Below are 24,916 nucleotides of genomic sequence, written 5' to 3'. Positions count from 1 at the left end.
GAATATAATCGTGGTTAACGTGAAATGAATTGGATGAGTGAGAAAATAAAGAACGTTTTAATACTATCGATTCTAGCATTATGATTATCGTTACTATTAAAGTAAGCTCATAAAAAAATTGAGAGGAGTTAAATAAGAATGCTACAGGCCGCTTTTTGGGGAGGAATAGCAGGTTCTGCTGTCCTGCTAGGATGTTTTGCAGCACTTGCGTTTCATATTCCAAAAAAATGGACAGCATGGGTCATGGCTTTTGGAACAGGCATTTTAATAGGAGCTGTTTCCTTCGAACTTTTAATAGAAGCTGTTGAACAAAGCAATTTAATGGTTACAGCCATCGGGTTTATTCTAGGTTCAACCATATTTACAGTCATAAATAGTATTCTTGCAAAAAAAGGTGGACACGAAAGGAAGAAATCAGGAGATAAGAAAATAAAAGGGGTAGGCATTGCTATCTTTTTTGGAACACTCCTTGATGCCATTCCTGAATCTGTTCTAATAGGTGCAAGCTTAATCGATCATAGTAAAGTAAGCTGGCTGCTTGTCGTTGCCATTTTTTTAAGTAATTTCCCTGAAGGGTTATCAAGCTCGATCGGATTATTAAAAGAGGGTTTTTCGAAACGCAAAATTATCGGTATGTGGATTTCTGTATTTTTCATATCTTCTCTCGCAGCTTTTCTTGGCTTTGTCTTTCTAGAACAAGCATCGGTAGCTTCACTTTCGTTGATCGGTGCCTTTGCCGGAGGAGCCATCATGGCAATGGTATCCTCCACGATGCTTCCGGAAGCACATGAGGATGCTGGTGTTGCCGTTGGTTTTATTACCTCGTTAGGACTGTTATCATCATTGGTCCTGACTCATTTTTCATAATCAAAGAATCCTAACCCAATAGAGCTGTTTTTGGAGAATCCTTTAAAAAGAGCATAAATAAAAACTTCGCTGACATGCGAAGCTTTTTATTTATTTTGGTAGATGAAGTGTTTTAATGTGCTGTATATTAATAAATACGGTTTCATTTCTTCCGATGGTCAATTGTATATGTTTGTTATCCATAGTAACTAGTTTTCCAATTTTATTTGGATCGTTGCCAAGATCAAAAATGACAAGTTTGTCTTTGTATTTTTTACATTCTTCCGAAAAAGTTCTGGCCAATGTCATCTGAAAAGGCACCAGTGGCAATTCTTCATTAGAAAGTGTGTATGGCCGTTCACCGACATGATAAGGAATAAGCCATTTCAAATGCTGCATGGGTATGAGCATAATGCTATAAACAGGCGAGTAAAAAGTGAAGTAATCATTCATGATCGTAGTAATATATCCATGGATAGATTGATTGCTTGTAATAAAAACCTCAGCAAATAACCCTTTTGCGTTCAATAATACTTTTCTAAGTGAGTATGACTCCTCTTCTGATCCGATAGGTAAACTTTCTGGTTTTTCTATATCTGTATCAAAATCTGTGCTGTTTATACGATGAATGTGGATTTTTGGTACATATAAAAATTGTTTACCGTCATAAATTACGATTATATCTGATCCGATATCGATTAAAATACCCGTAATCGTTTTGTTACCGCTAATAGATAGCTCAACGGTTTCTCCAACAAGTTTGTTAAAAATGCTCAAAAAAATCCTCCTATGATTGATACTCCCCCGCTAGGAGAGCATCCATCTTTCCTGTCCTAAAGCATATAAAGTCCTGTTTTCCAAAGAAAACAGGACGATACATAAAATTACAGTTTAAACCAGCCTTGTTCCCGCGGGTTACCTAATTTTTTTGGTCCTTCACCGCAGCAACCTTTCTTTTTTCTTTTCTTCCATTGTTTACTACTAGAAGAAGAGGAAGACTCATGTTTCTTATGAGAAGACTCTTTCTTATGAGAAGACTCTTTCTTATGAGAAGACTCTTTCTTGTGAGAAGATTCTTTCTTATGAGAAGAAGATGAAGAAGATGAAGATGATGAAGATTCTTTTTTATCGTCTTTATGAGAAGATTCTTTCTTATGAGAAGATTCCTTTTTGTGAGAGCTGCTTTCATGGCATCCGCCAATTTGGCTGAAGCTCTTAATATGAAGGATCGTTACAAAAATGATTTCATCTCCGCGAACTAATTCAAGCGTGCTATTGTTTACGGCTACAAGAACACCTTCTACGCTGTTTGGACCCCCGCGGTTAATTTTAACTTTGTGGTTGATAAAGTGTCTTAATACGTTGCAGAAAGTATCTTTTGTGCATTTTTTTGATTTTTTCCAACAGCACAATTCATCTGCTTCAATTACGATTGCTTTTACATGGAATAGTTGATAAAAAATTAATTCTTTATCATTACGACCCTTGCCTTTACCTTTACCATCTTTATCAAATGATTCAATCGCAAGGAAGTCTTCGCCTACACAAACCAATCTCCCTACTCTTGACTCTGGGCCACCAGTATTAACCTTAATCTTTTGACCCAATAATTTGCATAACTCTCTTGAAGAAAGTTTTGTTGGACAGTTGTTATTCTTCAAAAATATTTCCTCCTGATAATGATTTTGACTACTCTTGTCCATGCATTATATGTATCACTCTAATGAAAAGGCATAGGCAACTTGTCTAAATTACTAAAAAATAGGTTCAAATTTGACCCATTTTTTTTCTCTGATAAAAAAACTTCTGTTTAAGGGTTACCTGGAGGAATTTGTAAGTTTGGAAATCGGAGCTATTCTATAAGATAAAATATCTTTTACTTCACTTACACAAGCTGCTGTGTATATAATGTTGGAAGAAAAAGGAGGCGGTTATGATGGAATTTGTACAAAAAAGAAATACACATCTAATTCCACATATTCGCTGGTTAATTGAAAGAACAGATGACGTTATCCATTGTCATTTGTTCTTTTTTTGTGCATGAAGAAAGGGAGGGAAGCAGATGCGTTATAAACGTGTACTCATTAAACTAAGTGGCGGAGCTCTGGCTGGCCAACAGGGAACAGGGTTTGATCATCTTTCTCTAAATCACATCGCAAAAGAAGTTTTGTCCGTAATTGAAAAAGGAATTGAAGTCGCAATCGTGGTGGGCGGAGGAAATATCTTCAGAGGCAACCTTGCAGAGTATTGGGGTATTGAAAGGGTAGAAGCAGATCAGATTGGTACGTTAGGAACCGTCATTAACAGTTTAATGCTTAGAGGTGTCTTAAAAAGTAAAATGGATCAAGAAGTGCGGGTAATGAGTTCTGTTCCAATCAGTGCAGTAGCAGAGCCTTATATTCGATTGAGGGCGGTTCACCATTTAAACAAAGGATATGTTGTCATTTTTGCTGGCGGCAACGGGCAACCCTACGTAACTACCGACTACCCTGCGGTGCAACGAGCACTAGAAATGAATTGTGATGCAATACTTTGTGCGAAACAAGGAGTTGATGGAGTGTATGACAGTGATCCTAATCGATTTAAACAGGCAAGGAAGTATGCAACTTTGCATTATGATGAAGCAATTCGCAATAACTTAAAAGTGATGGATCAATCTGCTCTCATTTTGGCACGTGATCATGGATTGCCGATCCATCTTTTTGATTTTAACCAAGAAGGATCCTTTCTCAAGATTTGTACAGGACAGGATGTTGGTACATTTATCAGTCACAATATTGAAACAGCCCTTGTTTAAACAAGGTTTCATAGACACGAAACAGTCTAGTCTATTAAGGCATTCCGGCATACGACCGGAATGCTTTTTTGTATATTTCGAGTATTCTTTTCTCATATTAAGAGATAGAATAGAGGTGTGGACATCATGTTGAAATGGCTAAAAAAGAAACCAAAAGAGCAAACCCATACGATAGATTTATCCAATAATACATTCGGTCATATTAGAGAATTAATCGATAACTCTTTAGAATCGGCTGACTTTATTCACTATCCGCAAAAGACTGTCCACCACTCTATCTTTATCTCTTATTATAAGGCGATGATCGATGGAGAACTTCTTCATCGTGATGTACTACCTTATCTGATACACAATAAAGATTTTAAATCGTTAAAAGACTTAAAAGATATTCTGCCTATTGAAAGTGTTACGATTACAAATGATATAAAAGAGATTCAAAATAAACTGCTTCGTGGTTTTATTGTGGTTCAATTTGGTGAGTATGACGAAGAATGTGCCATCATTCGTGCTGAAAACTTTGCGACAAACCGTCCTGTTTCTGTTTCGGAAATTGAGTTTTCCGTTATTGGACCGAAAGAAGCATTTATCGAGAACTTAGACAGCAACTTGTATTTAATCAGAAGAAGGCTGCCCGTTCCAGAACTACGCTTTAAAGAGATCGTAATCGGAAAATTTTCAAAAACGCGTGTTATTATTGCTTATCTTGAAGGAGTAGCAGATCAAGAGAATCTTAATACCGTCATGCAGAGGATTAAAGATATAGAACTAGAGATTATTCCAGACAGTTCCTACTTGGAACAGATCATATCTGATAACACCAAATCCGTTTTTCCACAGTTGATTACAACCGAACGGCCAGACCGTGTAGTAGCCATGTTGAACTATGGACAAATCGCAATTTTGTCTGAAGGCTCTCCACAAGCGCTTTTAGGGCCTACCGGAATATCTGAATATTTTGCTTCACCAGAAGACTATTATCTAACATGGATACTAGGCTCGCTTTTCCGATTCATACGCTTTATATCTGTTATTTTCTCAACCTTCGCGACACCGCTTTATGTAGCTGTTTTAACGTTTCACTATCAGATGATTCCAAAGGATTTGCTGGCACCATTAATTTCTTCTCGTGTAAATATTCCGTTTCCCCCTGTATTAGAAGTTTTGTTTCTAGAATTAACGATAGAATTGTTGCGAGAAGCTGGTGCAAGGCTTCCGACAAAAGTTGGTCAAACACTTGGAATTGTAGGTGGTATTGTTATCGGTCAGGCATCTGTTGAAGCAGGACTAACAAGTAACATTTTGTTAATTATCGTTTCCTTATCAGCCTTGGCTTCGTTTACAACACCTATTTATAAAATGGCAAATACAATCCGGATTCTGCGTTTTCCGTTCATCTTTTTTGCTGCATTATGGGGCGGAGTGGGTATCATTCTCGCAATGTCCTTTATATTAGTCCATTTATTACGTTTAGAGTCACTTGGAAGACCTTATATGCAGCCAATCTATCCTCCACGGTTGCTCGATATGACGGATACCGTCTTCAGGCTGCCTTACAATCGTTTATTAAAACGTCCTATTTCGTTAGGAACAGAGCTTCCATCGAAAGATAAAGTGAAAGAAATGAGAAAAAAGAAGGACATAGACGAATGATCAAAAAGGGCAGATTAATTCTATTACTTATCGTGCTGCTATTTTCTGGTTGCGTACCTAAACAGATTATTGACGAAGTACAGCTGATGCACGCAATCGGCTTTGACGAACTGCCGGATGAAAATATTAAAGGGACCATAACGTACCCTATCTTTAACCCAGATGGTAATGTCCGAGTTGAAACGCTTACAGCCGTTTCTCATACGAGCCGTTTTATTCGGTCAATGCTCAATACTCAATCACCTAAAACATTAACTACAGGCCAGCTGCGTGTTGTTCTATTTAACGACAGATTTGCCGATAATGGCATCTTGGAGATTGTAAATTCTCTTTACCGTGACCCTAATGTAGGGAACCGTTTATACTTAGCTGTTGTAAATGGAAGTACGAATAAACTATTGACCACAAACTACACGGCAGCACCTCTACCGTCCATGTACATTACAGATATGCTTGAACAAAATATAAATACTGAAAACTTACCGAAAACAAACCTGCATGTCTTTTTGTACAGCTATTATGGAGAAGGAATGGACCCATTTTTACCTATAATCAAAGCTCGGGAAAAAACAATTCAACTAGAAGGTATCGCCCTCTTTAGAGGAGAAAAATATGTGGGTAAACTAGACCATAAAGAATCATTTGCGTTTAAAGTCCTTTTAGAGGGTTCAAAAACCGGACATTATGAAGTAGAGGTTAAAAAAGGAAAAAGAAGAGGCCATGCTGTTGTACGTAATATTAAAGGAACGACAACATACAAAGTAAAAAAAGTGAATGGTGTACCTCAGTTTGATGTAAAGATAAAGATTCTTGGAGAGTTACACGAGTATCCACACTGGTTGAATCTAGAGGAAGCCTCTAATATAGCTTTAATTGAAAAAACATTTAAAAAACAAGTACACGGTGAAGCAAAGTCGATCATCAACAAGTTCCAACGTTTAAAAGTTGATCCGCTAGGGTTTGGTGATCAAGTTAGAAGGCGTGAAAAAGGATGGGATTTTAAAGAATTCCAAAAACAATATCCTGATATAAAGATAAATGTAACAACTGAAGTCGAAGTTGTCGAATCGGGTGTTATCGAATAACATGAATAAACAGCTGTCCCACCGGGTGACAGCTGTTTATTTTTTGTTGATATTACGCGGTCAGAAAAACAAATGAAAAGCGAATATTTATATGGTTATTCCTTAATTGGATAGCGAGTTTAAAGGGGGCAATTGATTTGAGAACAACAGATGAGAAAATTAAACTGCGCAATCATTGGTTTAAAATTATTTTAATCAGCCTATTTTCATTAGTTTTCATGTTTAAAATTGTGGTAACCAAATTTACGTTTGATTTTTCCGATATGCTGGCATTCATTTTAGCCATTTTCGCGGTCGGGATTTGCAGCTTGTTTTATGTAAAAGTAAACGAGGCACTGCAGGCATTCGGAGCAGCGGGGAAATCGGTTCTGCCATTTCAAAATAAAAGTAAACAAGCTTTTGTTGAACAGGATGAGCATGAGGTTGAAGTTCAGGTAGAAGATCCAATTTCAGATAAAGAAGCAGAAGAGCTTGAACGCCTATTACTAACACATGAAGAACAAATAAAAAGAATGAAACAAGTACAAAATGAAATAATCAATCGCTTAGTAACAGAAGATCTCCATGAAGAGGACAAGAAAGATTATATCGATTACCTTCTTCAGAAAGAAAAAGAGATTGTGTTAGCTAAACAAGAAATCTTACGCATCACGTTATTGTTAGAACCTGAAGCAGTACAGGAAGATGAAGAAGAATACGAAGAAGAAAACGGAACAGATGAATACATAGAAGATGACACGGCCCACACAGCAAATGCAAAAGACATCGTGCAACTATTAGGAAAAGAGTTTGTCATAAACGCCAGCCTGGAGCAATTTAATCATAAAATGAGAGAAATCCAACATTCAATTACGATTGAAACAGCAAATCAACTAAAAGAAGAAGGTCTTATTGATCCTTATTTTAACGTTACGCGCAAAGGGTTAAAGGAATTTAGACGTGCTGCAAGAAAATTCAGCTACGGTGACGGTGTTAAATTCTTATCGAAAGTCGTTCAAAGAGGAAACCGTTAATACAAGAAAGATATCTATGTAGATTCCTAACTGTGCAGGTATACAGACTCGTTAAGCTTTATTTATAGATACGATCACGTTAAGAAGCTTGATCTTGTGACGACGTTATACGTCACGAGGTCCAGCTTTTTTTTTTAATTCTTCATATTGTCAATCTTAGTTTTTTCGTCAATCGCTTTTCCCTGCTACAATAGACATAGATCGTTGTGAAGGAGTTTGTTACATGTTTATTGTTGCTAAGACGTTGCTATATTTATGTTTTGCTATTCTAATGGGAGCATTTATTCTGTATGCTGTTCCACATACAAAGCGTCCCGACATTTATCTTTCAAAAAAGATTATCCTATTACTGATCGCGTTCATACCACTCTTTGGAATTGGTGAACTTTTAAGGCTGACAATGTACTTAGGAGAAGATCTAGGGTATTGGGTTACTTTCCAAAACATTGTTTTTAGTTTTGAAGTAGGTAAAGGATGGCTGTTTTTAACAGGAATATCGGTTTTATTATTTTTTATGGTCTCATTTAATGATATACAAGAAGACAGATTCTTTGCAGGACTTGCTTTGTTTTTACTAGCAGGAATGGGTGTTTCAGTTGGTTATTCAAGTCATGCTGCAAGTTTAGAATCTTTAGGGTTCTTAGCACACACCATTCATTTTTTGGCTGTGGTTATATGGTCTGGTGTATTGCTCGTGACCGGTTTCTTCACCAAGGGCGAGGGCCCTAGTCTGCCATTTTACAAATGGTTCACGCCACTCGCACTTGTCTGCTTGTTCACAGTTATTGGTGCGGGATTATGGTTGATGTCTTATATTGTGCCTGAATATGTGAACGGATATATGCTAAATTATGGTCAAGCTTTATTGATCAAGCATATCCTTCTATTAATTATTGTGTTTTATAGCTTGATAAATGGTGTTTGGTTAAAGAAGAAAATAAGAAAAGGTGCAAATGCTGCTGGCTTATTAAAGTGGATGAAAGCTGAAGGCATTATATTGTTTTTGGCCTTTGTAACGACTGCGGTTATGAGTCAGCAGACACCACCTCATAACGTGGCTGAAACACTGCAGATGGAGAAACCGTCCAAATTATTTACGGTTGTCACAGGTTTAAATCCTGGTGAGAACCCAGCACTCACTTTTGATTTCTCTATGATGAGCATCGTTTGGCTGGCATTTGGTGTTTTGCTAATTTCGGCTATCTTTATGAGCGTTAAACGAAACAGAAGCATTTTGCTAGTTATTACAGCTTCTGTTCTAGCAACGAGCGCACTTTATTTAGCGGTCATGTCTTCTTTATCTTTATAAAGGATATATGTAAGTTTTCAAATGCATTAAATGTTACCTGAGAACAGCCTAAATGATGAGCTCCATAAATAACAAAAAATATACAAAGAAAAAAAGCAGTCTAACGGGCTGTTTTTTTATCCTTGAAATATTTTTAATTTTTCAAAATCGACAATATTCGCAAAAAGAATGATATATTTAAAGCGGTTACACATAGAAAGAATGTAACCAATCTTTTTTAATTTTTTTAAGGTAATAGGGGGTAATTGATTTGGAACAACTTATGCGCAATTTTTTCTTATTTCTTGCTAAAAATAAATCGTTAACAAACCTTGCAAAAAGATACGGTCTTCGTTTCGGTGCAGGTCGTTTCGTAGCAGGAGCAACGCTTGAAAGCTCGATTTCTGCCATTAAGCGATTGAATGAAAAAGGGATGCCAGTAACAATCGACCATCTTGGTGAATTTGTTGACAATGAACGAGAAGCTGCAGAAATGACTGAGCATTGCATTCAAGCAATCAAAGCAATCAGCAAAGAAAAACTTGATTCACAGCTTTCTCTAAAAATGACTTCCATGGGATTAGATATTAGTGATGAACTTGTGCTAAGCAACATGAGGAAAATTATGGATGCTGCACAAAAACATAATGTTTTCATTACAATTGATATGGAAGACTATTCTCGTTGTGAAAAGACATTGGAAATCTTTAAACTCTTAAAGAGTGAATATGATAATATCTCAACAGTTATCCAAGCTTATTTGTACCGTTCTCTAGAAGATGTACAAATCTTGGATGAGTATCATCCGAATCTGCGTCTTGTAAAAGGTGCTTATAAAGAACCGCAAACTGTTGCGTACCCAGAGAAAAGTGATGTGGATAATAACTTTAAAAAGTTGATCGAAACACACCTTCTAAACGGTAACTATACAGCCATTGCAACTCACGATGATGAAATTATTCAATTTACAAAGGATCTAGTTGAAAAGCACAACATTCCGTATGATCAATTTGAATTCCAAATGTTATATGGAATCCGTGTAGAGAGACAAGATCAATTGATGCAAGAAGGTTATAAAATGCGTATTTATGTGCCATACGGAAACGACTGGTACGGCTATTTCATGAGACGTCTTGCAGAACGACCAGCGAACGTAGTATTCGTTCTTAAAGGTGTGTTCGGAAAATAAGAAATGTAAGCCAAAAGAACCTTGATGAGGTTCTTTTTTTTGATAGCTAACAGCAAAAGAAGAGCAGGGGTCTGTCCTGGGGACAGACCCCTAGCTAATAATTTTACTAAATGAAAAGAAATAGTTCTCAACTATTGCTAAAATTCTGAATATATTTTATATTGAGTATAGGCTGATTAATTTTTTTATGGATAAAAAATGAATGAGTATTCATTCAATAAAGGAGGAAGACTATTTTGTCTCGTGAAATCCGAAAAGCTGCCGTTCTGGGTTCTGGTGTAATGGGATCAGGCATAGCCGCACACCTTGCAAACGTCGGAATACCAACATTACTATTGGATATTGTACCGCCTTCTTTAAGTGAAGAGGAAAAAGCGAAAGGGATCACTGAAGATCATCCTGCTTTCCGAAACAAATTCACCCTATCTGCTACACAAAAATTGTTGAAGCAAAAGCCGGCTCCACTGGCAGTAAAAGAAAATTTAGAACTAATCTCGATCGGAAATTTAACAGATGATCTTGAAAAACTGAAAGAGGTTGATTGGATCATTGAAGTCGTTGTAGAACGTTTAGATGTAAAACAAAAGCTTTTTGAAAAAGTCGATCAATACCGCAAGCCAGGAAGCATTATCACTTCAAACACGTCAGGAATCTCTATTCGTGCAATGGCTGAAGGGCGATCAGAAGATTTTAAAGCCAACTTCTTAGGCACGCATTTCTTTAATCCGCCAAGATATCTAAAGTTACTCGAAATCATTCCAACTGAAGATACGAAACCAGAAGTTGTGCAATTCATGCGGAACTTCGGTGAAAACGTACTAGGTAAAGGTGTTGTTGAAGCAAAAGATACACCTAACTTTATTGCGAACCGCATTGGAACTTACGGGTTGATGGTTACGATGCAGGAGATGCTGAAACAAGGATACAGCGTTGGTGAAGTTGATTCTGTAACAGGACCACTGATCGGTCGTCCAAAATCAGCTACTTTCAGAACACTTGATGTTGTTGGTCTGGATACGTTCCTTCACGTAGCTCGTAATGTTTACGAACAAGTGGATGGAAAAGAAAAAGAAGTTTTTGAGATCCCTGACTTCTTAAATGAAATGGTTGATAAAGGGTGGACAGGAAGCAAGACAGGTCAAGGATTTTATTTAAAACAAAGAAGTAAAACAGGAAGTGAAATTCTAGAGCTTGATCCATCTACATTGGAATACAAGCCTCGCTCAAAGATGAAAACAGCAACACTTGAAGCCGCAAAACAAATGAAAACCACAAACCAAAAAGTGAAAGCGCTTTTATACAGTGATGACCGAGCAGGAAAGTTGCTTTGGGACATCGTTAAACCGGTTCTTCTCTATTCGGCAGAAAAGTGTTATGAGATTGCAGATGATCTTGTTGCCATTGATCAGGCGATGAAGTGGGGATTCGGCTGGGAGCACGGGCCATTTGAGATCTGGGATGCAATCGGCGTGCCGGAATCAATAGAACGAATGAAAGCAGAAGGGGAAACAATCCCAGTTTGGGTTGAGGAACTTCTTCAATCTGAAAAAACTTCCTTCTATACAAAAACAGAAGGTGACCGATCTTACTATCATCACGGAAGATACCTCCCTGTTGAAGAAAACAAAAAAGTAGTCCATTTAAGCCGTTTAAAAGAAAAAGGCAACGTGATTACGAAAAACGGCGGAGCGACGTTAATCGATCTTGGCGATGATATTGCAGGTCTTGAGTTCAATTCACCGAACAATGCGATTGGACCTGAAATCATCATGATGCTTCATCAAGCGATCGATGAGGTTGAAAAGAACTACAAAGGGCTAGTCATCGGGAACCAAGGAAAGAACTTCTGTGTTGGAGCTAACTTAATGCTTATCTTGATGGAAGCACAAGATGATAACTTCTTTGAACTGGATATGATGGTCAGACAATTTCAGCAGGCGATGGCAAGAGTTCGCTATAGTGCAAAACCGGTTGTTGCAGCCAACTTCGGAATGACGCTCGGAGGCGGTGTTGAGGTATCACTTCCAGCTGCAAGACTGCAGATGTCATCTGAAACGTACATGGGTCTTGTTGAAACTGGTGTTGGTTTGATTCCAGGCGGAGGCGGAAACAAAGAATTGTATCTTCGTCTATTAGAACAGCTGCCAGAAGGTTCGAAGGGTGATCTGCAAAAGGTAGCAAATCAAGCATTCGAAACGATTGCAATGGCTAAAGTATCAACTTCCGCTCAAGAAGCTAGAAAGTTAGGCTTTTTACGAAAAGAAGACAGTATCTCTGTAAACGGCGATCACCTTTTACATGATGCAAAAACACAAGTACTCGCTCTAGCCGAACTTGGCTATACACCGCCTGTTAGAAAGAAAATCCCTGTTGTAGGTGAAGCGGGTTATGCAACGCTTGCACTTGGTGCTCAAACGATGCATTTCAGCCAATATATTTCAGAGCATGATCTGAAAATTGCTAAAAAGTTAGCCTTTGTTTTAGCTGGAGGAAGAGTGCCAGAAGGAACATTAGTAGATGAGCAGTATCTGCTGGACCTTGAAAGAGAAGCGTTCCTAAGTCTAGCAGGAGAACCGAAAAGCCAGGCAAGAATGCAGCACATGCTTGTAAAAGGCAAGCCGCTAAGAAACTAAGGGGGGAAGAATTCAATGTTAAAAGAGGCAGTAATAGTAGCCGGTGCTAGAACAGCGGTTGGGAAAGCAAAAAAAGGTTCTTTTGCACATATGAGACCGGACGAACTGGCAGCGGTAACGATTAAAGAAACGTTGAAGCGTGCAGGTGATTATAACGGTGAGATCGATGATTTAATCATTGGATGTGCTGTCCCTGAAGCGGAACAAGGGATGAACATGGCTCGTCTGATTGGAGCTCGGGCAGGGTTGCCTGAAACAGTTCCAGCCATTACGATCAATCGTTTTTGTTCGTCTGGTCTGCAAAGTATTGCATATGGCGCGGAGAAAATTATGTTAGGCGCAGCAGAGGCCATCCTTGCTGGCGGCGCAGAATCCATGAGTCTTGTACCTGTAGTCGGGCATGTTGTTAAACCGAACCCGTACTTAGTAGAAACGGTTCCTCAATACTATATGGGGATGGGGCATACAGCAGAAGAAGTGGCGAAGCGCTTTGGCATCTCTAGACAAGATCAAGATGAATTTGCTGTACGCAGTCACCAAAAAGCTGCAGCTGCTATAAAAGACGGAAAGTTTAACGATGAGATCGTTCCCGTTCACGTGATGAAACGCTGGTTGGATGAACAATCAAAGCTTGTGGAAAAAGAAATCGCTGTATCTGTCGATGAAGGCGTTCGTGCTGGGACTACACTTGATGTTCTTAGCAAGCTGCGTCCGGCGTTCACACCTACAGGTTCTGTAACAGCAGGGAATTCGTCGCAAACAAGTGATGGAGCAGCAACTGTTCTTGTGATGAACAGAGAAAAAGCAGAAGCAGAAGGACTTACTCCTTTATTGAAGTTCCGTTCTTTTGCAGTAGCTGGAGTAGCTCCAGACATTATGGGGGTAGGTCCTGTAGCTGCTATTCCGAAAGCATTAAAGATGGCTGGTTTAGAGCTTTCCGACATTGGATTGTTTGAATTAAACGAAGCCTTTGCTTCACAAAGCGTCCAAGTGATTCGTGAATTGAACCTGCCAGAAGAAAAGGTGAACGTGAATGGTGGAGCGATTGCACTTGGACATCCGCTTGGGTGTTCAGGAACGAAACTAACGCTGACGCTTTTACACGAAATGAAGCGCCGTAATGAACAGTTTGGGATTGTCACAATGTGCATTGGCGGCGGAATGGGTGCAGCCGGCGTATTTGAACTCGTAGGATAATAAGGAGGAGAAAGCATGTCAAACACAGCGGAAAAACAAATCATTGGTGGAAGCTTTTTAATTGAAGACATTACAGCAGCAGATATTTATACACCGGAGGATTTTTCTGAAGAACACCTTATGATTGCAAAAACGACAGAAGATTTTGTAGTAAAAGAAGTGGTGCCTCAGCTTGAAAAGATGGAAGACCACAATTTTGAAGTTTCCCGCAAGCTCCTAACAAAAGCAGGAGAGCTAGGTCTTTTAGGTGCAGATGTACCAGAAGAATACGGTGGACTTGGATTAGATAAGATTTCTTCTTCCTTAATTACGGAAAAGTTCGCACGCGGCCGCGGCTTTTCTATCAGCTATGGCGCACACGTAGGAATCGGATCACTTCCAATCGTTCTTTTTGGAAATGAAGAGCAAAAGAAAAAATACCTGCCTGAGCTTGCGACAGGTGAAAAAATTGCAGCTTACGCATTGACTGAGCCAGGTTCTGGATCCGATGCGCTTGGTGCGAGAACAACAGCAAAATTAAACGCTGAGGGAACTCATTATGTGTTAAACGGAGAAAAGCAATGGATTACAAACTCTGCATTTGCTGATGTGTTCGTTGTTTACGCAAAAATTGACGGAGAGCAATTCTCTGCATTCATCGTTGAACGAGATTTTCCAGGTGTTTCGACGGGGCCTGAAGAAAAGAAGATGGGGATCAAGAGCTCTTCGACACGTACACTGATCTTAGAAGATGTAGCTGTTCCAAAAGAAAACCTGTTATGGGAAGCTGGAAAAGGGCACCTTATCGCCTTTAACATTCTAAATATCGGTCGTTACAAGCTTGCTTTAGGATGTGTTGGAGCTGCTAAACGCGCATTTGAAGTTTCAGTGAAATATGCGAACGAACGCCAGCAGTTTAAACGCAAAATCAGTTCATTCAGCTTGATTCAAGAAAAACTGGCTAACATGGCTGTACAAACGTATGCGGCCGAAAGCTCTGTTTACAGAACAGTTGGTTTGTTTGAAAATCGCCTTGGGGCATTGTCTGAAGAAAAGCAAAAAGATGGTCGTGAACTAGCAAAAGCGATCGCTGAGTATGCCATTGAATGTTCATTAAACAAAGTGTCAGCTTCAGAAGTACTGGATTATGTAGTAGATGAAGGCGTTCAAATTCATGGCGGATACGGGTTTATGTCTGAGTATGAAATCGAGGGTGCATACCGTGATTCTCGTATTAACCGTATCTTCGAAGGCACGAACGAAATTAATCGATTGCTCGTTCCTGGAACGCTTGTGAAAAAGGCGATGAAAAATGAATTGCCATTGATCCAAAAAGCAACACAGCTTCAGCAGGAGTTAATGATGTTGATGCCTATAGAAGTAGGGACGGAAAGCTTGGATCAAGAAAAGTACTTAGTTTCTATGGCGAAGAAAATCTTCTTGATGACAGCTGGCTTGGCTGTTCAAAAGTTCGGACCTAAGTTAGAGCAAGAGCAAGAAGTGCTTTCTAACTTAGCTGATATCATCAGTGAAGTTTACAGCATGGAATCTGTCCTATTGCGTACTGAAAAAGCAATCGGAAGATCCGGCGCTGAAAAGGCAAAACAAAAGCTTCTTTATACGGAAGTTTATTGTCAAGAAGCGTTTAACCGCATTGAAGCTCACGCAAAAGAATCTATCATTGCGGTAGAAGAAGGCGACATGCTGCGCATGATGCTGTCTGCTTTAAAGAAGCTTACACGTCATACACCTATTAATGTGATTAAGAAGAAGCGCGAACTAGCTGTTCAGCTTCTTGAAGAAGAACGCTATATCGTTTAATTGATCTGATTTACGCTAACCTTCAAAATATCTTATCTTTCCCTCTTACATTTGTAAGAGGGCTTTTTTTTTGAGATACAGACTTATGTTGTATTTAAAAGTGGTGATTTCCCTTCGGAGGCGCTCGCTTTCCGCGGGGCAGGCGGTGAGCCACATTTGTACGTTTCACTTTTAAGTGTCTCACCCGCCAGCCTCAATGAAGCATCCTTGCTCCTGCGTCTACAAGTTAATGCTAACGTTGCTAGCTTCCTCGTCGCATGCCTTTCGAGAAGCTTCTCAAGTCGTTGGCACGTACCTTGCACTCCAATCAACTTTCACAGAAGAAAAGTTAAAATAAACCTTAGCAAGTGCTAATAAAGGGGCAAATAAGCTCAAATCAGGTGCAGTTTCGGCATCCGAAACTGATTTCAATTGATACCTGCTGGGGTATGCAGCCATTCTAAAGAGTCCGATTCCACAAAAATGCATCATCAATCCAGAAATTCAGTCCGCTTATCCACGAGTTTTATCATCCAATCCAGAAATTTTAGCTGTTTATCCACGAGTCTACAATCCTCGACAATTTTCGCATCTGACTATACCCCCGCCTTCTTCCACAAATAAGCTTCCCCAACACAATCAGGCATATGGCGGGGAGCAATCCCACCACACCCCCCGCTAAAAGACAGGCATCCTAATAAGTCTGTGATGCGCCCGAATAAAACAAATTTCGCAAAGTGCAGAATTTCTTGTTTTATTGGTGACACTAGTTTGTGGTACTATGAAAAGGGGTGATATAATGCTACTGAAAGTGTACGAATATCCAAAATGCTCAACCTGTCAAAAAGCCAAAAAGTGGCTTAAAGAAAATGAAGTAGCCTTTGAGCCTGTACATATTGTGGACAATCCGCCTTCAAAAGAAGAACTTAAGAATTTGATCCAATTAAGCGGTTTAGAGATAAAGAAGTTCTTTAATACGAGCGGAATGAAATACCGTGAGCTGGGTATGAAAGAAAAAATGAAAACGGCTGCAGACGAAGAGCTATTAGAAATTTTAGCAAGTGATGGCATGCTCATCAAAAGGCCGATCGCAACAGATGGCAAACAAGTGACAGTTGGTTTTAAGGAAGAACAGTACGAAAACGTCTGGAAGAAATAATAATTGTTGCTGACTATAATAAAAAAATTATTGTAGTTACTATAAAAACAAACAAAAGCTGGAGGGATTACACATGGAATTTCCAAAAGAATTACGCTATTCAGAAGAGCACGAGTGGACAAAAACAGAAGAAGGCAATAAAGTTCGTATCGGTATTACGGCATTTGCACAGGACGAGCTAGGAGATATCGTGTTCGTTGAACTTCCTGAAGTTGGGGATGAACTTACTGCAGATGAGCCATTCGGAAGCGTAGAATCCGTTAAAACTGTTTCTGAACTGTATGCTCCTGTATCTGGAAAAGTGGTTGAAGTTAACGCTGATCTTGATGACAGCCCAGAACTTGTTAATGAATCTCCTTACGAAAAAGCATGGATGGTTGTTGTAGAACTTTCAGATTCCTCTGAGCTAGAAAAATTAATGACTGCTGAACAGTACGAAGAATTAATTAAAGAAGATTAATGAAAACATTCTCTTCAGGAAAGAATAGGCTTATTGCTATTCTTTTTTGGAGGGATTTTTTTATGAACGAAGAAAGACGAGACGTAACATCAAGAGTCTTTGGGAAAATGAAAGGCGGCTCAATGTCCCTTTACTTAGATAAAGATGAAATTGGTCAGATCCGTTTTACGAATCAGGGAAACATGTATGAGATGTCTGAAGGCTTTGAATTTGATGCAGATAAAATCTATAAACGTGAAAAGCCAGTAGAACTTCCTAATCCATCAAAATATGTAGATGAGTGCGACAAGGGCTGGTGCTAGTTTAGTCAGGAAACGAGAGGATGATGTCAAAAAGAGCATTTTGGCATTCATCCTCTTTTTATATTTTGTTGTATCCATCATGAACTGTACTTTCGTCTTTCGGCTCTTCCTCCTTTTGCACCGATTTTTTGATAAAAAGTTGTATCTTGATTTTTTGATGTGGAGGCTCCACCTTTTTTTCCGATCTCTTGATAAAATGTTTTGCTATGTGTGTTAGAGGTGGAACTGCCGCCTTTTTTTCCAATTTCTTTATAAAAATCATTGCTATGTTTTTTGGAAGTGGAAGTACCGCCCTTTTTTCCGATTTGTTGATAAAATTCCCTTCCGCGTGTTTTGGACGTTTTTTCTCCACCTAATCGTCCTGCATCTGCGCGGCTCATTTTCTGCTCTATTTTTGCCATTAGTCACCCCTCCATAATTCGTTTTATGCCTCCCATTTCCCTTAAATAGAAGTACATCAAACTCCTTAATGAGGAAATAGTGCAAAAAGCATACATGGTTGGCATAATGGTAGGAAATTAGGAAAAAGGGGTATAGTAATAAAGAACATCTCTTGCAGGATTTTAATAAAATAAAGCAAATATATATCTAAGCGATGCATTCATTTTAGAGTTCTTCAATGTATAGGAGAGATGAGTAATGAATGAAAGCAAAAACAAAGTGATCATTGTAGAAGGAAAGTCAGACAAAGATAAACTAGCGGCCATACTAGATGAACCAGTTGAAATCATTTGTACAAATGGAACATTGGGTTTGGATAAATTAGAAGAGCTTGCAATAGCAATAGAAGATCGAGATGTTTATATCTTGGTGGACGCTGATGATGCTGGCCATAAATTAAGAAAGCAGCTGCAGCGTGAACTGCCGAATGCAGAGCATTTATATATTAATAAAATGTACAGAGAAGTTGCAAAAACACCGCTGATGTATCTTGCGAAGATATTGGTAGGTGCACACTTTAATATTCATAAGAACTGCTTAGGATAGCCATGAAAAAAATATCTTTTGCCATATTAACGGCGTTCTCATTAATAAGTGGCTGCAGTCCTTTAAATAAAGATGAAGTGGAACAAACTTCACAGGAAACCATAGCTAAAAAATTAAATATTCCGTGGCAGATTAACAGCACCCAAAATGAAATGTGGATAAGTGAAAGATCAGGGGGGCTTGTTTCAATAGGTCAAAACCATAAAAAAACCTCTTATTCCCCTGTGTTCTCATCAGCTTTATCTGATGAAGGGGAAGGAGGTTTTCTTGGTTTTGTTCTGGATCCGAAATTCAAAACAAATCAAAAAGCCTATGCTTATTACACATATAAGGAAAAAGGAAGATTGTTAAACCGCATTACTGAAATGAAATTTAATGCAGGAAAATGGATTGAGTATCAAATCCTCCTTGATGATATTCCAGGTGGTTTTACACACAATGGCGGTAGGTTGGAATGGGGACCAGATAAAAAGCTTTATATCACAACAGGAGATAGTGGTGATGAGAGTCTTTCACAACAATTGGACAGTCTTGCAGGTAAGATATTAAGAATAAACAGCGACGGTACAGTTCCAAAGGATAACCCTTTCTACCCATCGCCTGTTTATACATATGGTCATCGAAATCCTCAAGGGATGACTTGGGATGAGCAAGGGAACATGTTTGCCGCTGAGCATGGGTCATCAAACTATGATGAAATAAATAAGATTGATCCTGGTAAGAACTATGGATGGCCTGTTATACGTGGAAGTGAGAGGAAAAAAGGGTTGGAATCGCCTTGGATCCACTCTGGCAGTGAGACTTGGGCACCTTCAGGAATTCAATATCATGACGGGTTTATTTATATAGCATCATTACGAGGTGAAAGTGTAATGAAAATAAGTACGTCTTCGAAAAAGCGAACCTTAATTGTTACCAATGAAGGACGCATTCGTGATATCCTAGTTGATGAAAATGAATTGTATTTTGTTACGAATAATACAGATGGAAGAGGGCAGCCATCTAAAGATGACGATCGGCTGCTATACGTTTCATTAGAAAAATAATGGAGAAGTTTAATGAAGGAAATTACACGAAGTAATTGGGATAGCGTTATCGAACAATCGCTGGACAAGCCTTACTTTTTATATCTAGAAACACCTCTTTGCGGGACATGCAAAATGGGAAAGAAGATGCTTGAGGTTGCGGTTGAAACCATTCGCGTTCAAAAAGACGAAAACATTGCGGTGGGAGTAAGCAATATTAATGAGATGCCTGAGCTAGCTTCGAAATACGGTGTAACAAGCGTTCCGTGTTTATTGATTCTTTCGAGGGGTATCGTCATGAATCGTATTTATGCGCTTCAATCAGCAGGAAATATTTATCAATTGATGTTGAAAAGTGTTGAAAAGGGATAATTGGGCTGAAATAAATGTGTGAAACACACCACAATTTTTATATTTCGTCATTATTCTATAAAAAAATTATTTTTTCGGGGGTTTAATCCTAAGAAAAAAATGGTAATTTAATTTCGCGATCACACTTCTTTGTAACAAATAGGAGTGTGTTTTTCTTTTGTAAGAATAACGATAAACACTATGCAAGTAAGGATTAATCCATTTTCCGAGAAGTTGTCAGTTTGTTTTGTTTATTCAGTATCTTAACGATAACGTCACAAATGTTACGAGCGTTGTAATATTGTTATAGAACTGTATCCTACAAATGTCAAAAGTCGTGGTATAAATGAATAGGAGAGCTTGTTAGCATGTTTGCTCCCGTCTTAATTGTGGTAAATAAGAATGATTTTATTTTTATAACAAAAACAATCGAACGATAATAAACCGAACAAAACAGAAAGCAATTTTTTTAACAGAGGTGATTGATAATCATGGCATCTTTAAACTTGAACGCAGTATTTCCTATCGCAAAAAACAAACTAACTAGCATAGAGGATAAGGTTCTAACGATCCAAGAAAGAAACGATGAGAAACTTAGAAATGAACTTATAGGTGATTACCAACCATTTATAAAAAAAGTGACTTCTAAAGTTTGTTCTCAATATATAGATCGAACAATGGACGAATTTAGTGTAGGTCTTTTTGCCTTCAATGAAGCCATTGACCAATATCAAGAAGGCCAAGGCAGCCGTTTCTTGTCATTTGCTGATATGGTGATTAGACGCAGAGTGATTGATTATATTCGAAAAGAAGTACGTCAGAACAGATTGATCTTCTTACAGCCAGATGAAGAAGATGAAGAAGGACGTTTAGAAGAGAGTTATGCAGAGCAAAAAGCTGCAATGGATCATTTCGAAGACCAAATTCAAGTCGAAAATCGTGTGTATGAGATTGAAGAATACCAAAAGTTATTAAAAACATTTGGGTTAAACTTTAAAGTATTAAGCAAACATTGTCCAAAGCATGTTGATGCACGTGAAAACGCTAAAGAAATTGCACGATTATTAGCTGAAAACGAAGACCTTGCTGCATTTTTAAAAGAAAAAAAGCAATTACCAATAAAAGATTTATTAAATATGGTATCCTGTAGTCGTAAAACCATAGAGAGAAATCGAAAGTATATAATAGCAGTATCACTTATATATTTAGGCGATTTTCAAGCGCTGAAATCATACATTCAGCCATAAGGTGAGGTAAAGATGTTACATGGTAAGAGAATTACAGCTTCTCTTACCTGTAATTTATACTGATCCTGCTACATGCGGGAGGGATATCATTGAAAAACGGCAGCGGCATAGTCATTGAAGTTCAAAATAAAAAAGCGACTCTTCTCATGAAGGATGGAACATTTGTTTCATTAAGAGTGCCAGCAGGGAAACGGCCAACTGTAGGCAAAGAGTATCAGGCTTCTTATTTTTCGCAAAGAAAAAGGAGTCTTTTTGTGCTGCCTTCTATTTCTTTATCTATCGCAGCCCTCGTTGCTTTTCTTTTTTTCTCAGGTTTCATGCCTTACACGAGTAAGCAAGCAGCTGCAGCATATGTGAGTTTTGATATTAACCCAAGCCTGGAAGTTGGCGTGGATGAAGAAATGCATGTCGTTGAGATCGATACTTTTAATAACGAAGCAGAACATATAATAAAGAAATATAAATTTTCTAAAGATAAGTCTATAACCCTTGAGGAGTTCGCTGATCAACTGATTAAGGCTTATGAATCTGAAGGGTATATGGATGCGAATCATTCTATGCTCATAACGACAGTCTCAGACAACTTAAGTGACAAAGAGACAAAAAAAGAGCTGGATAAAGCATTGGATTCAATTGTCAAAAAAGCCGTAGTCCACTATCCTGTGGCCATCACGGTAACAGAATCAAACGAAGAAACTCGGGAAAAAGCGAAACAGCTAGGTGTATCATCAGGCAAATATACTACCTTCCAAAAAGCAAACGAAAATGGAAAAGCGTTTAAAAAAGAAAAGATCAAAGAAGTACAGTTTCAAGAACTTAAGGTGAATGCTGATGATGCTGCTTCGAAAGACATCAAAGTAGTTCCGCATCCACGCAAGATTAAGTCATCACAGCATGAGATCAAGCAAAATTCTGATAAACTTGTGTTGGATCAAAAAAAACAGGAGCTTAATAACAGTCAACATAACAAGAAAGAACAAAAGACTGTTATGAAGGTTCAAAAGCCAAATAAGATAAAGGCAAATGAAAAGCAAATTAAAAAAAATCATCCTGTCAATATGAAAAATCCTAATCAGACAAGTAATAATAAAAAGCAGCATGAAAAAAAACGTGAAACTCAAAATGCTGTACCTAAAAACAGCACCGAACCCAAACAAGCTGTAAAGCCACAAAAGCCAAACCAAAAAGGTGATAATAAACAGCAGCAAAAACAGCATAAAAATGGGCATAAGCACTAATTATGAGTAAACCTGTCGTAATACCAATTACGATTTCCCGCTGCTGTCGAAGAGTTTATAAAGGTATACGAATATTCCTCTCGAATCGGTGAAGTAACGACTAATTCGGGGGGATTTTTATGTTGGATATCTACTACTTTGAAAACCAGATTGCCAAAAGCCCATATCTGCCACTTTATAATATTCCAGTAAAACCTAGATTCAAATTCAATGATGAAACGACGCTCAAAATAGATTACAGAGAAGGAGAAAGGAACCGTACTGTCACGTTTACAGGGAATCCTAAATATCTTTCTTTATTGTTAGAGGGGAAGATGAAGCTGAGTACGCTGCTGAGGCAAGAGATGATTGAATTCCACGGAACCCTTCGTCAACGATTAAAATGGGAAGCCATCTTTTACTTGAGTTCGCACTGGGAACAAATATCAGCAGGCGTTTTAGTCAGAACTGCAAAAAATATTTGACACGAATCGACAAGGGTGATAACATTCTTCACAGTGATTCAAAAATGCATTGCTTGAACTTAATAATTTAACACTTTTATACTTATCACGAGAGGTGGAGGGACTGGCCCTATGAAACCCGGCAACCGCTAGAACTTATGCACTGCATTTGATCTAAGAAAGGTGCCAATTCCTGCAAAGCTAATGCTTTGGGAGATGAGGAGAACGTGCATAGAATATTATATGCCCTTCTGCTCATATTGAAGCAGAGGGGCATTTTTTGTTGGCTGTTCACGCAAAACTTTGTAGTTCATAGAAGTAGTTGATTTCCGTTCCAGGTGCTTCGCTTTCCGCGGGGCAGGCGGTGAGCCCCTTGCCGCTTTGCGCCATTAAGGGTCTCACCTGACCGCTTGTCCCGCAGAGTCTCGCACCTTGCACTACAATCAACTTTATCAATGAAGAGAATGAATAAACAAAGACAAAATAAACACTCTCTTCAATAACAGCCTTTATTATAGATAAGAAATGAGGTAAGAATCTTGATTAATCTACAATCAGTCCGTAAAGTCTTTCAAACCAAAGATGGTGAAGTAAAGGCTGTTGATACGGTAGATTTAACAATAAAACAAGGGGAAATATACGGCATTATCGGATATAGTGGTGCAGGTAAAAGTACACTTATTCGTATTCTAAACATGTTAGAACGTCCGACAAGCGGTACTGTTACAATCGCTGGTAAAAACATGTCAGAGCTTTCTTCAAAAAAATTAAGAGAAGCAAGACAAGAGATCTCTATGATCTTTCAGCATTTTAACTTGCTATGGTCTAGAACGGTAAGAGAAAACATTGCTTTTCCACTTGAGATTGCAGGCTATCCAAAAGATAAGATCAAACAGCGTGTTGATGAACTGATTGACTTAGTTGGGTTAGAAGGACGCGGCGGGTCTTATCCATCACAATTAAGTGGCGGGCAGAAACAGCGCGTAGGGATTGCGCGTGCGCTTGCGAATGAACCAAAAGTACTTTTATGTGATGAAGCCACTTCAGCACTTGACCCCAAAACAACAGATAGCATTCTGGACCTTCTTGTTGAGATTAACCAGAAGCTAGGTTTAACGATTGTTCTAATCACACATGAGATGCACGTAATCAGAAAGATTTGTCATCGTGTAGCTGTTATGGAGAAAGGAAAGGTCGTTGAAGAAGGCGATGTTCTGAATGTCTTTAAAAATCCGAAAGAAGCGATTACGAAGGATTTTGTGAAACAAGTAACAGAGCCTGAAGAAACAGTGGATACTATTAAGCAATTTATTGAGGAGTTTCCTGAAGGTCGAATCATTCAGCTTACATTTATTGGCGGACGTGCAGGGCAGCCTTTAATTACAGAACTGATTCGAAATTACGACGTTGATGTTAACATTCTGCAAGGTAAAATAACACAAACTCAAAATGGACCTTATGGAACACTATTCATTCAGATTAAAGGTTCAGAATCTGCACTTGCTCGAGCTATGGAGTTCTTAAATAGTGTGCAGGTTGAAGTAGAGGTGATTCATAATGCTTAGTACATGGTTCCCTAACGTTCAATGGGACGTTCTTTTAGAAGCAACAAAAGAAACGCTATATATGTCTGCAATATCAGTAGTCGTTACATTTATTTTAGGACTTGGACTCGGGCTGGCATTATTTTTAACTTCTCCTGGAAACTTATGGGGAAATAAATTTTTAAATAGTGTAATTGCGATCATCGTTAACGTCTTTCGTTCAATCCCGTTCATCATCTTAATCATTTTATTGATACCATTTACACGATTTATTGTTGGTACGATGCTCGGCGCAGAAGCAGCACTTCCTGCTTTGATCGTAGGATCGGCGCCATTTTATGCTCGTATGGTTGAGATCGCTTTGAGAGAAATTAATAAAGGGGTCATTGAAGCTGCAAAGTCTATGGGTGCTACAAACACTCAGATTATTTTTAAGGTACTAATTCCTGAAAGCACACCAGCTCTTGTATCAGGGATCACAGTTACAGCAATCGCGCTTGTTAGTTACACGGCGATGGCTGGAGTTGTTGGTGCGGGAGGCTTAGGTAACTTGGCTTATATGGAAGGTTATCAACGAGATAACGCAGATGTAACATTGATTTCTACCGTACTCATCTTAGTTATTGTATTCGTCATCCAATGGATTGGAGATCGTGTTACAAGTGCATTAGACAAGAGATAGC

24 protein-coding genes and 1 riboswitch are annotated in these 24,916 nt (G+C 38.6%); of the genes, 21 read left to right on the top strand and 3 right to left on the bottom strand.

The window, feature by feature from the left end; translation table 11 throughout:
* Positions 1–138: 138 nt before the first annotated feature.
* A complete protein-coding gene (locus AWM68_RS06950; RefSeq protein WP_066239092.1) occupies positions 139–867 on the top strand; it encodes a ZIP family metal transporter in 729 nt (242 codons plus the stop codon).
* A gap of 90 nt (positions 868–957) precedes the next feature.
* On the opposite strand, the gene AWM68_RS06945 is transcribed toward AWM68_RS06950, so the two are convergent.
* Both AWM68_RS06945 and AWM68_RS06940 read right to left on the bottom strand, forming a co-directional pair.
* A complete protein-coding gene (locus AWM68_RS06945; RefSeq protein ID WP_066239089.1) occupies positions 958–1,623 on the bottom strand; it encodes a hypothetical protein in 666 nt (221 codons plus the stop codon).
* 107 nt (positions 1,624–1,730) lie between these two features.
* On the bottom strand, positions 1,731–2,507 hold the full coding sequence (locus AWM68_RS06940; RefSeq protein WP_066239087.1) for a hypothetical protein: 777 nt from the start codon (positions 2,505–2,507) through the stop codon (positions 1,731–1,733).
* A 401-nt stretch (positions 2,508–2,908) separates the two neighbouring features.
* Between AWM68_RS06940 and pyrH the strand changes: the two genes are divergently transcribed.
* The 12 genes from pyrH to AWM68_RS06880 all read left to right on the top strand — a co-directional run bounded on the left by pyrH (position 2,909) and on the right by AWM68_RS06880 (position 17,398).
* Positions 2,909–3,643 carry a UMP kinase gene (gene pyrH, locus AWM68_RS06935; RefSeq protein ID WP_066239084.1) on the top strand — a complete coding sequence of 245 codons (735 nt, stop codon included), beginning with the start codon at positions 2,909–2,911 and terminating at the stop codon, positions 3,641–3,643.
* Positions 3,644–3,769: 126 nt separating this feature from the next.
* Complete coding sequence (locus tag AWM68_RS06930; protein ID WP_066239081.1) at positions 3,770–5,293, top strand: spore germination protein; 1,524 nt, start codon at positions 3,770–3,772, stop codon at positions 5,291–5,293.
* A complete protein-coding gene (locus AWM68_RS06925) occupies positions 5,290–6,378 on the top strand; it encodes a Ger(x)C family spore germination protein (protein ID WP_066239078.1) in 1,089 nt (362 codons plus the stop codon). Before AWM68_RS06930 ends, AWM68_RS06925 begins: the two co-directional genes overlap by 4 nt.
* A 137-nt stretch (positions 6,379–6,515) precedes the next feature.
* Entirely contained in the window at positions 6,516–7,391 is an 876-nt protein-coding gene (locus AWM68_RS06920; RefSeq protein WP_066239075.1) for a hypothetical protein, read from the top strand.
* 223 nt (positions 7,392–7,614) lie between these two features.
* On the top strand, positions 7,615–8,700 hold the full coding sequence (locus tag AWM68_RS06915; protein WP_066239072.1) for a copper resistance D family protein: 1,086 nt from the start codon (positions 7,615–7,617) through the stop codon (positions 8,698–8,700).
* Between the two features lie 250 nt (positions 8,701–8,950).
* Positions 8,951–9,868, top strand: a complete 918-nt coding sequence (locus AWM68_RS06910) for a proline dehydrogenase family protein (RefSeq protein ID WP_066239070.1) — start codon at positions 8,951–8,953, stop codon at positions 9,866–9,868.
* Between the two features lie 236 nt (positions 9,869–10,104).
* Entirely contained in the window at positions 10,105–12,501 is a 2,397-nt protein-coding gene (locus AWM68_RS06905) for a 3-hydroxyacyl-CoA dehydrogenase/enoyl-CoA hydratase family protein (protein ID WP_066239068.1), read from the top strand.
* 15 nt (positions 12,502–12,516) lie between these two features.
* On the top strand, positions 12,517–13,698 hold the full coding sequence (locus AWM68_RS06900; protein WP_066239065.1) for an acetyl-CoA C-acetyltransferase: 1,182 nt from the start codon (positions 12,517–12,519) through the stop codon (positions 13,696–13,698).
* A gap of 15 nt (positions 13,699–13,713) precedes the next feature.
* Positions 13,714–15,498, top strand: a complete 1,785-nt coding sequence (locus tag AWM68_RS06895) for an acyl-CoA dehydrogenase family protein (protein ID WP_066239062.1) — start codon at positions 13,714–13,716, stop codon at positions 15,496–15,498.
* A gap of 778 nt (positions 15,499–16,276) precedes the next feature.
* A complete protein-coding gene (locus AWM68_RS06890) occupies positions 16,277–16,636 on the top strand; it encodes an arsenate reductase family protein (protein WP_066239060.1) in 360 nt (119 codons plus the stop codon).
* A gap of 73 nt (positions 16,637–16,709) precedes the next feature.
* Complete coding sequence (gene gcvH / locus AWM68_RS06885; protein ID WP_066239057.1) at positions 16,710–17,096, top strand: glycine cleavage system protein GcvH; 387 nt, start codon at positions 16,710–16,712, stop codon at positions 17,094–17,096.
* A 62-nt stretch (positions 17,097–17,158) separates the two neighbouring features.
* Complete coding sequence (locus AWM68_RS06880) at positions 17,159–17,398, top strand: YusG family protein (protein WP_066239053.1); 240 nt, start codon at positions 17,159–17,161, stop codon at positions 17,396–17,398.
* Between the two features lie 77 nt (positions 17,399–17,475).
* Here AWM68_RS06880 and AWM68_RS06875 read toward each other — a convergent pair whose 3' ends face one another.
* Positions 17,476–17,799, bottom strand: coding sequence for a general stress protein (locus AWM68_RS06875; protein WP_066239050.1), 324 nt, complete (start codon positions 17,797–17,799; stop codon positions 17,476–17,478).
* A 238-nt stretch (positions 17,800–18,037) separates the two neighbouring features.
* Between AWM68_RS06875 and AWM68_RS06870 the strand changes: the two genes are divergently transcribed.
* From AWM68_RS06870 to AWM68_RS06835, 8 genes are all read left to right on the top strand, one after another.
* Entirely contained in the window at positions 18,038–18,385 is a 348-nt protein-coding gene (locus AWM68_RS06870) for a toprim domain-containing protein (protein WP_066239047.1), read from the top strand.
* A gap of 2 nt (positions 18,386–18,387) precedes the next feature.
* Positions 18,388–19,431, top strand: coding sequence for a PQQ-dependent sugar dehydrogenase (locus tag AWM68_RS06865; RefSeq protein ID WP_066239045.1), 1,044 nt, complete (start codon positions 18,388–18,390; stop codon positions 19,429–19,431).
* A 12-nt stretch (positions 19,432–19,443) separates the two neighbouring features.
* Positions 19,444–19,782: a thioredoxin family protein gene (locus AWM68_RS06860; RefSeq protein WP_066239042.1), complete on the top strand. Its 339-nt coding sequence runs from the start codon at positions 19,444–19,446 to the stop codon at positions 19,780–19,782.
* Between the two features lie 470 nt (positions 19,783–20,252).
* Positions 20,253–21,008 (top strand): RNA polymerase sigma-I factor, encoded by a 756-nt coding sequence (gene sigI / locus AWM68_RS06855; RefSeq protein ID WP_066239039.1) that lies wholly within the window; start codon positions 20,253–20,255, stop codon positions 21,006–21,008.
* Positions 21,009–21,097: 89 nt separating this feature from the next.
* Positions 21,098–22,246: an anti-sigma-I factor RsgI family protein gene (locus AWM68_RS06850; protein WP_066239036.1), complete on the top strand. Its 1,149-nt coding sequence runs from the start codon at positions 21,098–21,100 to the stop codon at positions 22,244–22,246.
* 119 nt (positions 22,247–22,365) lie between these two features.
* Complete coding sequence (locus tag AWM68_RS06845) at positions 22,366–22,710, top strand: hypothetical protein (RefSeq protein WP_066239033.1); 345 nt, start codon at positions 22,366–22,368, stop codon at positions 22,708–22,710.
* 79 nt (positions 22,711–22,789) lie between these two features.
* Positions 22,790–22,912, top strand: a riboswitch (SAM riboswitch).
* Between the two features lie 316 nt (positions 22,913–23,228).
* Positions 23,229–24,254 carry a methionine ABC transporter ATP-binding protein gene (locus tag AWM68_RS06840; protein ID WP_066239028.1) on the top strand — a complete coding sequence of 342 codons (1,026 nt, stop codon included), beginning with the start codon at positions 23,229–23,231 and terminating at the stop codon, positions 24,252–24,254.
* Positions 24,247–24,915: a methionine ABC transporter permease gene (locus AWM68_RS06835; RefSeq protein WP_066239025.1), complete on the top strand. Its 669-nt coding sequence runs from the start codon at positions 24,247–24,249 to the stop codon at positions 24,913–24,915. The genes AWM68_RS06840 and AWM68_RS06835 overlap by 8 nt, the downstream gene beginning before the upstream one ends.
* The last annotated feature ends 1 nt before the right edge of the window (position 24,916 follow it).

The sequence above is a fragment of the Fictibacillus phosphorivorans genome (assembly GCF_001619875.1).
GTDB classification, from domain to species: Bacteria; Bacillota; Bacilli; order Bacillales; family Fictibacillaceae; genus Fictibacillus; species Fictibacillus phosphorivorans_B.
Note: the sequence above shows the minus strand (reverse complement) of the source record. Positions and strands in the feature narration are given on the sequence as shown.